Origin of the sequence: Streptomyces sp. NPDC002785, assembly GCF_040295565.1 — a bacterium.
Taxonomy (GTDB): domain Bacteria; phylum Actinomycetota; class Actinomycetes; order Streptomycetales; family Streptomycetaceae; genus Streptomyces.
In genome coordinates this window covers 25,299-40,414 of record NZ_JBEOVN010000051.1, presented here as the reverse complement: position 1 = coordinate 40,414, position 15,116 = coordinate 25,299, and the positions used below count along the sequence as shown (strand labels likewise).

Genomic DNA, 15,116 nt, shown 5'->3' with positions numbered 1-15,116 from the left:
TTGTTGTCGTGTCACACAGCCTGATCTATCGGATCAGGCCTCGCCGCGGGGGCGAATCCACAGATTGATCACAACCAGATACGCGCCCTAGCCGAGGCGACCACGCTCCTCTCCCCCCTCACCGACCAAGGCCCCACCAGCGGATTCCCCCGCTCCGCCCTCCTGCACGGCATCCACCTCGCGCACGCTCACCTCCTCGCCCGCGACCCCGAAGCCACCGCAGCCACCCTCCTGCAACTCGCCGACCGGGTACCCGACGTGCAGTCCATCCGCTGCCGCAACCTCCTGCGCCGGATCCGCCGCTCCGCCGGCGCCCGCATGCGCGCACCGGATGGCACCCGTGCGCTCACCGCCGTCGACAGGGCACTATCGGCTTCATGACCTCCGTGCCCACGGCCCCCGACGCCCAGACCGCGATACGCCTGACACCCTCCGTGACCGCCGTACCCTACGACCACCCGGACGCCCACCGCCTGACCCAGGCCCTCCACGCTGAACAGCTCACGTTGTACGGCTTCGCCGACGACCCGGACACCACCCCCGAGGCGGACTTCGGCCCGCCTCACGGCCTGTTCCTCATCGCCCACGTCGACGAGGAGGCGGTCGGGTGCGGAGGAGTACGCCTCCTTGGCGAGTGCACCGCAGAGAACAAACGGATGTACGTCTCCGACGAAGCCCGCGGCTACGGGATCGGACGGTACCTCCTCGAACACCTCGAACGGCACGCCGCCAGTCGCGGGGCGACGCGGATCATGCTGGAGACCGGACGGCGCAACACCGCCACCCTGGCCCTCTACCAGCGCACCGGCTACCGGCCCTGCCCTTCCTACGTCGCCGGACGCGACCGCCGAGTTAACCGGGCCATGACCAAGCCTCTCGGCAGCAGCTCACCGTGACTGCTGGAGGGCCGCCGCGTCCGGCGCCGAAATCCCGGCATTGAGCGTGCAATACTCCGCCCCGGTAGCGCTGGGCGAGGCCCAGCTCGCTGCTGTCGTACGCCTTCCAGCCGGTGATTATCTAGAGTTGTAAAGGATCCTGGCAGGTCAACGCACCATGTCGACAGCAGGCACGTAAGGCACGTTGTGCCGTGGTCCCGGAGTGGGGTGAGCACGAAGCTCGCGGCGGAGTCGGGCAGGGGCACGGGGCTGGGAGCACGTTTCCCTGTACGCCGACGTGGCGGGGTACGAGATCGCGTGGACGACGGCCGATGGGGAGGAGAGACGCCGGCTCCTGGCCGAGGCCAGGGGTGTCGAGCCGCACTATGGACTGGGGTGCTGGCGTCGCCTTTTGCCCGGTGGGCTAGGCTGTGTGGCCATGAATACCGGGACGGCATTGCGCCACACACTGATTGGTGACCCGGTGCTCTTCTGAGCGCCGTACGGGCCGGTGCGGGCCCGCTGTTTGATCGAGGATCTTGCGCTGCTGCGCGTGCTCCGCCTCTGTCGTGTTGATCACAGGCTCAACACATCAATCACGACAGGAGAATTCATGCCCACCAAGATGCTGCAGATTCCCACTGCGGACGGCCAGGCCAACGCTTTCGCCGCCTTCCCCGACCGTGGCGAGCGGCACCCAGGGGTGCTGATGTACGCGGACGGCTTCGGCATCCGGCCCGTGCTGCGGGAGATGGCCCGCGAACTGGCCGGGCACGGGTACTACGTGCTCGTCCCCAACCTCTTCTACCGGCACGGCCCGGCACCGGTGATCGAACTTCCCGAGCAGATCGGAGAAGAGGTCCGGCCCGCACTCATGGCCCAGGTGATGCCGTTGATCGAGGCGCACACCGCCGAACGTGTCCTGAGCGACGCCGACGCCTACCTCAGGTTCCTCACCACCCAGCCCGAGGTCGCCGCCGGACCGGTCGCGGTAACCGGCTACTGCATAGGCGGCCTCCTGGCGATGCGCACCGCCGCGGCCCACCCTGACCAGGTGGCCGCCCTCGCCGCATTCCACGGCCCCGTGGGCGTGGACGGGCCGGGTGCCTTCGCCGAGATCACCGCCCAGGTCCACTTCGGCCATGCCGAAAGCGACCTGACGCCCGAGGCCCTGGGCGAGCTCAACCGGGCCCTGGACGCCGCGAAGGTCGACTACACCTCCGAGATCTACCCCGGCACCGTCCACGGGTTCACCATGTCCGACACCGACGCCTTCGACCCCGCCGGACTACAGCGCCACTGGGACCACCTGCTCGCCCTCCTCGACCGCACACTGGCCAACAGCTACTGACCGAGTAGGGGCCTGACCAGCGTAGAAGGCTGCTGGTCAGGCCCTCGTCGAAGAGGCGGATGTGTGGGTCAGGCGTTCTCCGCGCGGATCATTTTGCGCAGACTGCTGCGGGCAGCTGCCAGGTCCTTCTCCAGTTCGTCGACTCGCTCCTTCATCGGCTGAAGCTGGGCGATCTCCTGTTCAAGTCGCCTGTTGGCATTGGTGAGTTCGGAGATACGCGCGGTCAGCTGCTGGTTGCCGACCTGGTCGAGTTGCCGACCGAGTTGCTGGCGGACGGCTTCACGCAGGCGGTCACGTTCCTGGCGGAGGGTGGTGATCTCCTCGCGGGCCATGAGCAGGTCGGACTTCAGGCTTGCCGGGCTGGCCTGGCGACCGTCTGATCGTGCGACGACAGGTTCGTGTTCCTGCTGGCGGATGGCCGCTTCAACGTGTTCGCGTACGCCTTCGGCATAGACGAGCCAGGTGGAGACCTTCGCGGTGCGGGCGACTGTGGTGAAGGTGATGGGCTCGCCGTCGGCGAGCATTCTCTGGACGGCGTCCAGGACTCGCTGCCGTTTTTGGAGGCTGTCGGCCCTGCGGGAAGCCGCGAGAACCTCGGCCGGGGTGCGGGCTGCGGCGCTCACATCTTGTCCTGCTGAATCACGGTGAGGGGCAGCAGCTTGCGGCTCTCACCGGCCCGCAGACGACGCAGGACCGCAGCGGCTTCTTCCAACTCGGCGCGCTCTTCCTCCGGCATGCTCGCCATCCGTCGGCGCATCTTCTCGGTGACCTCCTCGTAGGAGACGATCTGAGCGGTGAGGTTGTCGACGACGAAGCCGGCCGCGTCCATGGCCAGAGCGGTCTCGCGGTCGGCTCGCAGGCTGTTGATGTGGTCCTCGATGGTCGGGAGATAGGACGGGTCAGGGCGGTAGAACCCGCAGCCGGAGCACTGGAAACGGATCGGGCATGCCTGGCCGCCGGCCTTGACGTTGGATGGTTCGGTGCAGCCGCCGAACGGGACGGCCACCGATCTTTGTTCATAGGCCAGCGGCGAGCACGGAGAGGCGGCTCCGAGCCGGTCGACGACCTGGAGGCTGAGTGTCTTGACGGCCTCGCGCTTCCGCTTCAAGGAGACGCGGTAGTAGCCGAGCGTGGTGCGGGGGTCGTCGTGATCCATGAGGTCCCGCAGCACGTCGAGCGGGGTGCCGGCGTCCGCGTGGCGTTGGGCGAACGAGTGCCGGAACGCGTAGGGAAAGATCAGGGACTTGTCGAACGGCAGCGGGTTGCCGTCGGTGTCGAAGGTGCCACTGTCCAGCTCAGGCAGGGAGTCGACCCACTTGCGCAGCGTCGCTCCCAGAGTGATCGAGCTCAGGTGCGGCAGACCGGCCGCATCAGTAGCCGCCGGGAAAAGGTGCGCTTCGCTGTGGGAAGGTGCGTCGACCTGGTCGCGGACCTTCTGCCATCGCTCGATCGTCTGCACTGTCTCGGTGACGATCGGCAGGCGCCGTCGCATCCGGCGGCCCTTGTTGTTGTTCCAGATCAAGGAGACCTCATCGCCCTCGCGTTCCAGGCAGTTCCTGGGCAGGGAGGCCACTTCGGTCGGGCGGCGACCGCAGTCGCGCAGGACGACGTAGACGGCGCGGAACATCGCCCGCACCTCTTCGGGATCGAGGTCTCCGTAGTGGGCGTCGACGGGGAAGGAGTCGAGCTGGGCGTCGAGCTGGCGGATGACGTGCTCCGGGATGGCCCGGCCGATCTCGTCTTCGTTGGTGTCCTCCTGGGGGATGCGGTGCGAGGAGTGGCGGGCGAACATCCCCGGCGCTTCCTCGAGTTGACCGGTGAGCCGGCCGAAGTCCAGCAAGGCGAAGAAGCAGCTGAGCATCTTGGTGCGGTAGCTGGTCGCGCACAGCTTTCCGGTCCTGCTGTTGCGGGCCGCCGCGATCTCCTCGAAAGCGGCCTGGATGTGGGTGAAGTCGAGTTCGGAGAGTTCGGCTCCGCCGCCGGGCAGTCGGTTCATGCCCTGGGCGGCCAGCACGATGCCTCGGTGCCATCGGTTGAACTCGTTGCTGGTGGGACGCTCGGCCTCGGTCCATCGCCGTAGCAGTTGCCGCAGCCATCCCTGCGGGATTCCGGTCAGATCAGCGGCCCCGGCCTGCTTCCGCCGTCCGGTCCTGGTCCGCGATTTCAGCCCCGCCGCCCGCAGGTCGATGGTGTCGTCTGCCCACGGGTCGTCGCCGGAGAAAGCGACGAGCCGCGGCGGACCGACCAGGCCAGCTGACGGAACACCGCGTGTGGGCTGAGCTGCTTCTCGTAGAGGCCGTCGAGATGGTCATCGCGGAGCACCAGACTCGTGTCCCTGATAACCAGACCAGCAACGATCTGGCGGACGCTGCGGGGATCGAGATTGTGCCCCAACTCGTCCCGGTGCTGCAGCGCGTAGGCGATCTCCAGCCGCAGCAGCGGCGGCAGCTCGATCAGCGAGAAGCGGTGGGAACTCAGAAACGGCGGCTGGGTCGCGGACCAGGCCAGCATCTCGCGTGTGGCGGTGTTCCCGAGCCCGCTCGCCTTCTTCCAGCGGCGTAGGTGGAAAATACACAAGGGTGTCCGCTCATGCAGGGCCTTGTTGTCGCAAGCCCCCACCGAACAGGATGGAGGAACGGGAAAGGGAGTGGCGCCGCCCTGGCGCCCCCAGTCCATGGCGCTGTCCCACCCCTTGGGACGGTAGATACCGCGCCAGAGTTGCAGATGCGTCAGGCAGACGCCGTTCGACAGCGCCGTGCGTCCGCACCGCTGGCCGTCCCGGGTGACAGCGCAGTCCTCGGGATCGTCTCCGTGGCGCTGGCCGCGCTCGGGAACGAACGAAGCGTCGAACTCATCCCAGGTCTGCCCGCTGGCGTGGTGGTCGCGTTTGCAGGGCCCGCAGCGGCTGCGGCGTCCGTAGAGACCGCTGGGACAGGCCGGCGTGAGGCACTTCCAGACCGTGGTCCGGGGATTGGCGAAGTCCCCGGTGAACAACCACTGTTGCGCATTCCACTCTTCCGGGCGCCAGTGCGGATCAAGCTGGACGCTCAACCACTGTTGCCAGCCAGGCCAGTTAACGGAGAACGGCAGCGGATGGGACGTGCAGACGTCTGCGAGGGAGAGAATCGGGGCGGCGGTCATCGCGCTCCCGCCGTGACACGCTCGACGGCTTCCCGCTTCCGCTTGTCGCTGGTGTGCAGATAAGGCTTGAGCGAAGACGGTGAGACCTGGCCGAGGAGGGCCTGGACGACGTCGGGCGGGACGCCTTCGGCGACCCACTCGGTCGCTGCTGTGTGACGGAGCATGTGCGGCCTGGCGACGATCTCAGCCCACTTGCCCAGCCGGTCGAACATCTGCTTCGCGTTGGGGTAGCTCATCGGCCGGCCCACCGGGGCCCGGTAGAGGTTCACGAAGACCATGTCACTCTCGGCGGCCTCCCCGACGCCGTCGCGTTCCCACTGATATTCGCGGTAATGGTCGGCAACCTCGTCCGTGACGGGGATGACGCGCGACCTGTGCGACTTGGCGAGTGCCCCGTTGACGTTGTCACGACGGCGACGGACATGAACGTGCGGGCCGCGAACGTGGCAGCCCAGCACGCGGGAGTCGGCCAGCAGGTGGATGTCCTCGCGGCGCATGCCGAGGGTCTCGCCGATACGCATCCCCGTCGCATGCATCAGCACGACCATGAACCGGTCCCGGGCATTGCGTGCCAGCCTGATCATCAGTTGGACCTGTTCGGGAGTGAAGCACTCGATGCCCGGCTCGGCGGTCTTGAACCTCAGCGTTCGGGTCTGGACCTGACGGAAGCGCCCTCCCTCGCCTGCCTCGAAGTCGGCCGGGAGGAACCGCAGATGACGCGGCTGGGACAGCGAATCGGCGACCCTGGCAGGCACCCAGTTCCGACCGACACCGAAGCGGAGGAACTCCGTCATCGTGACGAGTACGGCGTCCGCGCTGGAGTCCTTGCGGAACCGGGGACGCACTGGGGGCTTCGCTCCACGAGGCGGAAGCGGGGTGCTGACGAGCCAGTCCCGGAACCTCAGCAGATTCTCGAATCCCGGGTCGGTCCAGTCCAGTCCCCGCTCGTCGCACCAGGTCAGGTACAGGGCAAGGCGGCTGGCATAGGTGCGTTCGGTGTTCACCGAGCGGCTCTGCCCCCGTAGAGCCTCCAGGTAGGTACTCGCCTCCACTTGCAGTTGGTACAGCTCATCGACGACCACCCAGGCCACTTCAGGCACAGCTCCGGGCAGCACGGCCTTCTCCGCATGAAACTTCACGGACGGCCTAACGAGCCAGATGTACCAACGACCTATCAGATATTGATGAGCCACACGGAAGAGTGAGTCCTGCCCGAATGTCCCTCACGCCAAGAACCACCTCTAGATAACGCACAGGTGGGCCGCCGTGGGGGCGAGCGCCTCGTCGCGGGCCTCGGCGGCGGCCTCCCTGACCGTCGGGGGCGTCCGGCTGCGCCGGTGGCGGCTCGGGTGGGGGTCAGTTCGAGGAGGGTGTCCGCGACGGTGCGGTCCTGGGCCGAGGTGAGATAGGGGCTCAGCTCCAGGAGGACGCGGGCGAGATCCACGACGGCGGCCAGGAGCGCCGCGTCCTGGGCTGCGCCGCCGACCGTGCCGTGTGGCCCGACGGGGAAACGCGGGAAGCCCCCGCGTACGGGCCGCAGGGGCTTCGCCTCATGCGCTGCGTCGGCGCGCGCGTCGGCTCTAGCCGAGGACATCACGCTGGCGAAGACGAAGTGGTCGGTCTTGCCGCCCGGAGGGACGAACGTGGCGGGGCCGTCGCAGCCGGGGAGTTCGTACACGATGGCGGGGCTGCGACGTCGTTGGCGCTCTCCACACCCGCGGCTTCGTAGCACGCTGCCCATCTGGACGTTCCAGGGTGGCAGTGACGCCGCCTCTACCCAGTGGTCACTCCACTTCTCGCCCCAAGCAGCAGCATCCGTGCTGCAGGACGCCACCTTCGGGGTGTCCAATGGGCTCACGTACCAACCGGCGGCGGCCCGGCATCGAATGCTGAATGCCTTGAACCGTACTGACATCCGCACGCGGCCTGCACCCCACCCAGTCGTGCGAACCCTCCGTACGCCGTAGGCGTGCGTCAACAAGCTACGCATGGAAACTTCGTCCCTGCGAGTGGATTCCCGCAGTCGCGCACGGCGGGCAGCGATAAGGCAGAGTTCCGTAAGTTTCCGCAAAGCCAGCGGAGTTCGAGACAAGAGCGTGGGATTGCCGCGACTCGCATCGCTCGAGCGACCCACTCTCGGGGTGATCTTCTTCGCGATACTCGGTTGCACTGAACGGTGATTTGACGGGCCCATGGATGACGAGGAATTCTCCTGTGTTTGCTGCCGCCGATGTGGTTTCTGGCGAGATTGACGAACTTGATCAGGAGCAACGTGAAGCCCTGGATGCCTGTGTCATCGCAGCCATGACATGGTGCACCCCCGAAGGCGACGTGCGTGCACGGGTTCGACTGCTGATGGAGTGCCACGGCCGGTATATGCGTGCGTGCGGGGTTTTCGGCGAGGCCGCATCGTTCCCCGACTTCCTGGATCGACTACGCCGAGCCCCGGTCGGAAAATTGCTGCCCGGTCCGGGTTCGTGGTCACAGATCTACGATGAGCGTCTGCTGGAGGACGACGGCACGGCCACCACAGTCCTGATCCGGCTGGTGATGGAAGCCTCGGAGAAGGCCCAGGACGTACCGGGCATGGGTGCTGACCTACGGCACGTACACAGCGTGCTACGCGCGTTGGGCAAATTGCCGGTGGGCACCAGGTTGTCGCGCATCACCGCTGAGGCGGTGCAGCACGCGGTGTTCCGCGCCCTGCTGGATGCCGGATTCGCCGCCTACACGCAGGGGCGCGAAACCTTGATCCTTAGCCCCGCGATGGCGCGGCGGGCCCTAGCCCGGCATGCGCACCTGGTGGATCTCGGGGTCTACACGGCCATCTCGCCGATGCGCCAGTTCGCAGGTTGGTGGGCGCCATGTCCGTTCTGCCGGTGGACTATGCGTGCCATCCCCAAGGGCCGCCACACGGCCGAGCTGCTCTGCGAGGACGTGCGTCATGTCGAGCGTGGCGCACGGTTCAGGATGTCATCGCAGGACGGTCAGTGGCGGCTCGAGCCGTGGGGCGGCGAAATCCGTGATGCCCCGGAGCTGCTGCCGGTTGAAGGGCACGTCGCCCTGTCCTACGGCTTGTGGCAGTGGATTGTTGTCCCAGGTCTGCTGGAGATCGAGCTGAAGGACCTCGCCGAGGCGGCCGGCGCGGAGGTACGGCTGTGGCCCTACGGCGACAGCTACGACCTGCACATCACCAAGAACGGTGTCACCTGGCGCGTTGATGTGAAGACATGGGCGGACCCGCAGGGCATCGCTGAGCAGATGCGTGACGATCCAGAGGGTTGCTCTGGGCTGATCCTGGTGATCCCCGAACATCTCAGCGGTTACACCGGAGTACTCGCACGCGTGCTGGGGACGCTCGGCGCCCGGGTGATCACCGACGTGGCGCTGATCCACGAGGTGATTGCGGCATGAGCCGTGTTCTGGCTGCTGCACTGGCTCTGGCCGAGCAGTACTTTCCCACGACGGACGCCGAAGGGCGGGCGGTGGTCCGAATCGAGGACGCGCATGTTCTGCTGTCGGGGCAGGTGGCGCAGGTATGGCCGCAATGGGACCACCTCCCGTACGAGGAGCAGCAGCGCATCGGCCGCGTCGTGGCACAACGGTCACGCGCTGAGGCGGATCTGTCCTCCCTACAGCGACGTATCCGTAAGGGATTCGACCAGCAGTGGGAAGACCCCGTCGTCCACCGTTATGCGCCCGGTGCCCGCGACGGCTGGCGGATGGTAGAGGTCTATCCGCGTCACGGACAGCACCCGCTGGACTCGGCGGACCGGCTCTTGGAGCTCGATGAACGCCCGGTGCGGATCGGGGTGGCTACCGGAGGCGGCTGGGTCGCGGCGAGCCGCCGGGGTCCCGTCCAGCTCGCGTTCGACACGCTCAAGGTGGGCTATGCACCGCCCGTGGTGACGACGGCGGACGCCACAGGGCCCATTCCCGTCGACCCGAAGCTTTTGGGCTGGCTCACACGCAAGACGGATGAGGCCGTGGAGGGACCCGCCTTCCGCGAGCACCAGGTCGGCCTTCTGCTGAGCGGCACGATGGGGTCGGGTTCGCAGCCGCCCACTTCTGCGGTCCTGATGGATCCGGGCCCCATGAGACATCTGAGTGCGCCGACCGGCGTGGGCAAGAACGTCTTCGCCCGCGCCCAGGCAAAGCAACTGGCACGAGAGGGCTACACCGTTGCTCTTCTCGTCAGCGACAACAACGACGTCTTCGGTGAGGTGGAGACGCTGCGCCGCGAGCTGAAGGCGTTGAAGCTCGATGTGGCGGTCACGCCCCTGATCGCACCGGGGAGCCGGCATGAGTTCACCCTGCAGACCGCGCACAAGGCAGTCGACGACGAGACCGCTCTGTCGCAGATGCCGGAGGACCTCGTGGAGCGGCTGTCCGAATCTGGCTATGGATGCGCGATCACAGCGCAGATGGACGGACCGGACTGCTTCGGTGACGGGCAAGAACCCTGCACGAGCCTGCGTCACACGGATCCCGACGGCCCGAAGGGTGCCTCGCTGTGCCCGTATGTGAACCGGTGTGACAAGTTTTCTCATGTCCGCGCCGCGTGTTCCGCTCAGATCGTCGTGACCACGCATGCCTGTTTTCAGCGCGGGATGGTCAAGATCCCGCTTCTGATCGACGGCGAACTGCGCCGACAGGTCAGCGTTCGGGAGCTGCTGTTGCGCCGCGCGCACCTCGTGATCATCGATGAGGTCGACGCCTATCAGTCCCGTGGCTTCGATGCCTCGCAGAGCCTGACCCTTGCATCCGTCAGCGATCCGAACACGGCCCTACGGAAAGTTCGCGACAATCTCCACCGCGCTCCCTCACGGCTGCGTATGGAGTCACGAGGTCCACTGACGAGAGCGGTGTGGCTCGCCGAGCAGCTCCTCGATCTGGTCAGCAGTGGCGAGATCTGCACGGAGATCGGTCAAGCTCGGGCACTGGCGGCCGGAAAGGATCCTCGCCGGATGCGTCAGGTCCTGAGAGACCGGCGTCGTTGGTATCAGCCGCACCGGTGGGACCGGGAACTCCTGGACAACCTGATCGGCGTCGATACCGCGGCGAGCGCCACCGAAGAACAGATGGACCATCTCCAGGCCCTGCTGCCGCCTGTTGCCGCCCGGCCCGAGGACCGCGTCATCCCCGCAGTCCTACCGCCGAGACTGCGGCCGGTCCCCCACCTGCTGGAGAGGATGCTCAGCCTCGACGAGAGCGGCCTGTGGGAACTCGACACGATCAAAGAGGAGCTGCGGGCAGTCATCGATAAAGCCGTCATGCAGCTTGCCCGCGACCGCGCGCCCCAGCAGGAATCGGAGACGGCAGGCGAAGCCCTGTCGGCGGACGACGCTCAGAATGGCAGTGAGGAACAGGCCCCGCAGCAGGCACCGGAGCTGACGCCTGGCCTCGCGGGCGGCGTCTTCCACGCGGTGATGATGAAGGCGTGGCTCACCGCACTCAACCACGCGGTGTTCGACCTCGCCGATCGCGCGGGGGAACTCGCTGGCCACGCCATCGACGGGGCGTCCACGCTTGCCGACACGGTCGGCCATCGCGACACCGGAAACGTGGTGCCGTTCGGCCCGCTGGGACAGCAGATAAGCGGATTCCGGTTCGAGGGTCTCGATGACACCACAGCCAAACCGTGCCTGCTCATGGAAGTCCTGCGCGGTGACCCGCACACCGAGACCGCCTTCCTGGGCGACATCGTGTCGCTGGCCCTCGCTGGCCACCGCCGGGTCGTGTTGGGAATGTCGGCCACTGGCTACCTTCCGCGTGCCGCCCGCACCCATCTGCTGGCCGAGCCACAGTGGGCCATGCCAGACGCCCAGCGCGGAGGGCTCAGCATCCTCCGCAGTACCCCCATGGTCGACAATCGCGGCCTGGCCGTGGGCAGTACGCCCTTCCACGAGCGCGACGAACGCGTCGCCGCGCTCGCCCGCGGATACGCACCCACCCTCATCAGCGACCTCCAGCGGCTCGCGGCCGACGTGGCCACCGCCCACCGAGCCCGCGCCCTCATCGCCGTCAACTCCTACAAGCAGGCCCGCCTGTTCGCGGCTGCCCTGTACGAAGCCGCCCTCGCACTGGGGCACAGGCTGAATATCTTCGTGGCCACCCCCGACACGGACGACCCCGACCTCCCGGCGGTTCCCGACGCCATCACCCTGGTCACCCGGGACCAGTTCTCCCAACTCGCCGACCGCGGCGGCGACGTGCTCATCTCACCGCTCCCGCGCACCGAGCGCGGCCTGAACATCCTCACCACGGCTCCCTCGGGCAAACGCGAATCCGCAATCACGCTCATCGCTCTGGCCATCCGCCCCGTCATGCCCGTCGATGAACCGGCCGCCCTGTCCGCCAGCATCGCCGCCTGCGCCTGGCGCTCTACGCCCGAGCACGGCACTCCGGCCGCGCGCCTCGCCGCAATCAGCAAGACAGCCCGAGCCCGCCTACGAACCATTCTCGCTGCCCCCAAACGCTTCACAGCACTCCCCGAAGACCTGCGCAGCGAACTGATCGCCACCGTCCTCGGTCAATGCATCCAACTGGCCGGCCGGGGCCGACGTGGTCAGACCCACGTCGAACTCCACTTCATCGACGGTGCCTTCCACGACTCCACCTGGGGAACGGACCTGCCGACCCTCGTACGCGAGCTGTACGAGAGCTACACCCCCCAAGAACTCACCGGAACCGGCCGCACCTACGGGCGCACCGCCGAGGAATTCCTCGACTACGCCCAGGCTCCGCACCTGCTCACCGGGTTGCGCAAGGGATACCCAGAACACTTCGGAGTAGCCGCATGACCCTGTGTCCCCCCGGAAACGAACACCGCAAGCGCGCCGGCCTGCTGCAATACCGCACCCACCCATCGGTCCTGGGCACCGTCTTCGCCTACCGCCCCGGCCCCGACGCACTCGGCCTGTGGCACGACATGTGCCGCGCATACAAAGAGCGTGTGGGCGACAAGAAGCAGGACGTCCAGCCTCCGTACCGAGCCCTCGAAGCCATCCTGCGTGCCGTACTGGGCACCTGGGCGCGCTGGGACGTCAGCAACGGACAGGCGCAACTCCTCACCGCAGCCGAGATGACCGACGAAGACCGGCGTGACGTCTTTACCTACTGGGGTGAAGCCTTCCTCCCCGACGGGCCCGGGCACCAAGCCGTCCTGCAGCTAGCCGACTTGATCGCAGCAGCACCAGCCCTGCCCTACCCCGACCTCCCCCGTTCCGTGGCCGGACGACGCACCTTGACCTGGTGGCCCGGTGAACTGGCCCGCTGGCGCCTGGCCGAAGACCTGGCCGCCATCGAATGGAAGCTCGGAGGCAAGGAGCCGACCCGCTTCACGCTCTGTACCGACGGGACTCTCGCTGCCATCGGACACGAGCTGCCCAGCGCACCGGACGCAGAGGGACGGCTGCACCGCCTCCTGCCACGTATCAAGATCGGAACCGCAGCCGCAGGGCACTCTGCCCGGCACGCCGTCACCGTCAACGCCGTCACCACACTCTTGGCCAACCGCCGGTACGGCGTCGCCACGGTCCTGCTTTCCAACCCCGACCAGCCGCTCGCCGTGTCCACCCACACCGATGGACCACCCTGGAATCGGCGCCTGAACGTGCCCGCTGTAGCGGCCAGTCGGCGTCTGGCCGGACTGCCGCGCCTGACTCGCCGTGTACCGCTATTCCCCGACGAACTGGAGGAGAGCGCCATCGCGGCCGGTACAGCGCTCGGTGCTGTCCGGGCCGTGGCCCCCGAGAGCATCACCACACCCGGCCTGGGCCGTGGCCACGGGATGGAGATGTTCCGGCGGATCGAGTCCCACATCGACCAGCACTGCGAGGCATACCGGGACAAGACCCCCCTCTACATCGAAGTTCCGGGCCTGTCGGCTCCCACGACGAAGACCGGCGTGCGCACGAGCGGGCCGATCCTGCCCGAGCACCTTCCTGCCGCCATGGACGCCGCAGGCATCGACCGACTCCTCCTTGTGGTGCTTTACCACAACGACGAGGTCCGCTCGCGTGTCCAACAGGAGATCGCACGCCAGTGGCACCTGGGGGACGACTTCGTTGCCTGGGACGGCGATGTGAAGGACAACGTCATCCCCGACCGCGTCGACGTGCTCTTCCTGGAGGACAAGGCGGGCGCCCTCGCACACGGGCCGGCCACCGCGGAGCGCAGACAGCTGCAACTCGGCGAACTTCTGGCCTCTTTCCAGCAAGAAGGACGCGTCATCGCCGCCATCTGCGAGACGGAATGGGACCCCAATCGGAAGTACCCCACCCCAGAGGAGAAGAAGAAGGCGGAGGCCGAGGACGGCAAGTGGCCATCCAAAGCAGCACTCGCCAGGCTCGAGATCGGCTCGCAGTACATCAAACAGGCTCCCCCTCCCGTGCCCACGGTCAAGAAGAACGGCGAGCCGTGCAAGCCGTACTTCATCGAACGAGAGACCAAAGCGCGCGAGAGCGGCCTGGCCAACTCCACGGAGAACGCCATCCGCGACCTCTTCCGCGGGCTTGGTGTCATCGACCACCGACTCGGCACCGCGTTCGGGAAGATTCCGCTCCCCGACTACTGGCACATCGGCATCCACATCCGACGGCACGCCCAGCCACGCCAGTACGGGCAGCGCAACACCAAACCCGCACCGCTCACCATCGTGCTCACAGCCATCCGGCCCGTCGGCGGTGCGACGGAGCCATGGACAGCGTGGGCCTATTCCCCCATCACCTCGCGATGGGAGCCCTACCGCAAGACCCGACTTGCCGTTCACTCCGCTGACCTCGGCCTGGACGTCTCCGGCTTCCCTACCATCGGAGACGAAAGCCATCAAGCATCGGCAGCAGCACAGATCACCGAAGCCGCGCTCCTGGCTGCACGCACCCAGCTGCCTCACGCCGCCCCTATGGTCATTTACGTCAATGGTGATACCAGCGAGCCCACTTGGGCCGGTCTCCGAGACGAAAACCTTGGACAGCAGCCACCCGCAGATCTGCCCAGGCCCGCTTCATGGCTCCCCGGCCACGGCCTTCCCCGAACCCAACGCCCCCTCGCCATCGTCCGCACCATCACGGACATCGAACGCATCGGAAGGCCGACTGGCGGCTACGTCTGGGGCAAGAATGGAAAGTGGGAGCGGACGAAGACCACAGAGAGCCCATTCCAGCTCGTGTCCGACGACGGATCGGGCTACCTCCCCGACTTTCTCCTCACCACCGTGCCGCGCCCCTGGGCCGCCGGCCCTCCCGGCCGTTTCGGGGCGGAGTACTCGCGATTCGCGCCGGAAGCGGCCCAGCGGCAAGGGAAGATCGGATACGCGCACACAGCCGTACGTCTCACAGTAATTCCCACCGCGGACAACGCCGACGCGGATCTGATCGGTAAGGGAGGCATCGTCCTCATCAATCAGGGTGTCAGCTGGGACGGCCGACAAACCGAACCCTCGCCCTCTCGGTTGGCGAAACAGATCGATACCGACCACCCCTACTACCGGCGTAGTAGCGAAGAACCAGAAGCGCCCATCGCGGTGCCGGACCCTGCCAACACCTGACGCGTTGGCAGGCAAGTTGATACCGCCGTCGCCCGCGTCCAGTCCGGCAACAGGAGCACGGCAATATAGCGGCGGATCCCCGGTTACCGAAACCGGGGTTCCGCCGAATACTTATAGCCCCACCGCCACTCTCCATCCGTCGTGTCGAAAGGCAACACCACGACAGCACCCCACAACGCCGGATCCCGGCGACGCACGA

General features: G+C 67.0%; 9 protein-coding genes. 5 read left to right on the top strand and 4 right to left on the bottom strand.

The window, feature by feature from the left end; all coding sequences use genetic code 11:
- The first annotated feature begins 377 nt into the window (after positions 1–377).
- Together ABTZ94_RS15260 and ABTZ94_RS15255 are read left to right on the top strand one after the other, a co-directional pair.
- Positions 378–896 carry a GNAT family N-acetyltransferase gene (locus ABTZ94_RS15260; RefSeq protein ID WP_351201215.1) on the top strand — a complete coding sequence of 173 codons (519 nt, stop codon included), beginning with the start codon at positions 378–380 and terminating at the stop codon, positions 894–896.
- 592 nt (positions 897–1,488) lie between these two features.
- Positions 1,489–2,226, top strand: a complete 738-nt coding sequence (locus ABTZ94_RS15255; RefSeq protein WP_351201213.1) for a dienelactone hydrolase family protein — start codon at positions 1,489–1,491, stop codon at positions 2,224–2,226.
- 68 nt (positions 2,227–2,294) lie between these two features.
- On the opposite strand, the gene ABTZ94_RS15250 is transcribed toward ABTZ94_RS15255, so the two are convergent.
- The 4 genes from ABTZ94_RS15250 to ABTZ94_RS15235 all read right to left on the bottom strand — a co-directional run bounded on the left by ABTZ94_RS15250 (position 2,295) and on the right by ABTZ94_RS15235 (position 6,506).
- Complete coding sequence (locus ABTZ94_RS15250; protein ID WP_351201211.1) at positions 2,295–2,849, bottom strand: DUF6262 family protein; 555 nt, start codon at positions 2,847–2,849, stop codon at positions 2,295–2,297.
- On the bottom strand, positions 2,846–4,240 hold the full coding sequence (locus tag ABTZ94_RS15245) for a tyrosine-type recombinase/integrase (protein WP_351201209.1): 1,395 nt from the start codon (positions 4,238–4,240) through the stop codon (positions 2,846–2,848). Before ABTZ94_RS15245 ends, ABTZ94_RS15250 begins: the two co-directional genes overlap by 4 nt.
- Before the next feature lie 149 nt (positions 4,241–4,389).
- Complete coding sequence (locus tag ABTZ94_RS15240) at positions 4,390–5,367, bottom strand: hypothetical protein (protein WP_351201207.1); 978 nt, start codon at positions 5,365–5,367, stop codon at positions 4,390–4,392.
- Positions 5,364–6,506 carry a tyrosine-type recombinase/integrase gene (locus tag ABTZ94_RS15235; RefSeq protein WP_351201205.1) on the bottom strand — a complete coding sequence of 381 codons (1,143 nt, stop codon included), beginning with the start codon at positions 6,504–6,506 and terminating at the stop codon, positions 5,364–5,366. Before ABTZ94_RS15235 ends, ABTZ94_RS15240 begins: the two co-directional genes overlap by 4 nt.
- A gap of 1,075 nt (positions 6,507–7,581) precedes the next feature.
- Between ABTZ94_RS15235 and ABTZ94_RS15230 the strand changes: the two genes are divergently transcribed.
- Genes ABTZ94_RS15230 through ABTZ94_RS15220 form a run of 3 tightly spaced genes read left to right on the top strand, consistent with a single transcriptional unit; the run spans position 7,582 to position 14,917 of the window.
- Complete coding sequence (locus ABTZ94_RS15230) at positions 7,582–8,781, top strand: restriction endonuclease-related protein (RefSeq protein ID WP_351201203.1); 1,200 nt, start codon at positions 7,582–7,584, stop codon at positions 8,779–8,781.
- A complete protein-coding gene (locus ABTZ94_RS15225) occupies positions 8,778–12,170 on the top strand; it encodes a hypothetical protein (protein ID WP_351201201.1) in 3,393 nt (1,130 codons plus the stop codon). Before ABTZ94_RS15230 ends, ABTZ94_RS15225 begins: the two co-directional genes overlap by 4 nt.
- Positions 12,167–14,917, top strand: coding sequence for an RNaseH domain-containing protein (locus ABTZ94_RS15220; RefSeq protein WP_351201199.1), 2,751 nt, complete (start codon positions 12,167–12,169; stop codon positions 14,915–14,917). The genes ABTZ94_RS15225 and ABTZ94_RS15220 overlap by 4 nt, the downstream gene beginning before the upstream one ends.
- Positions 14,918–15,116: the final 199 nt, after the last annotated feature.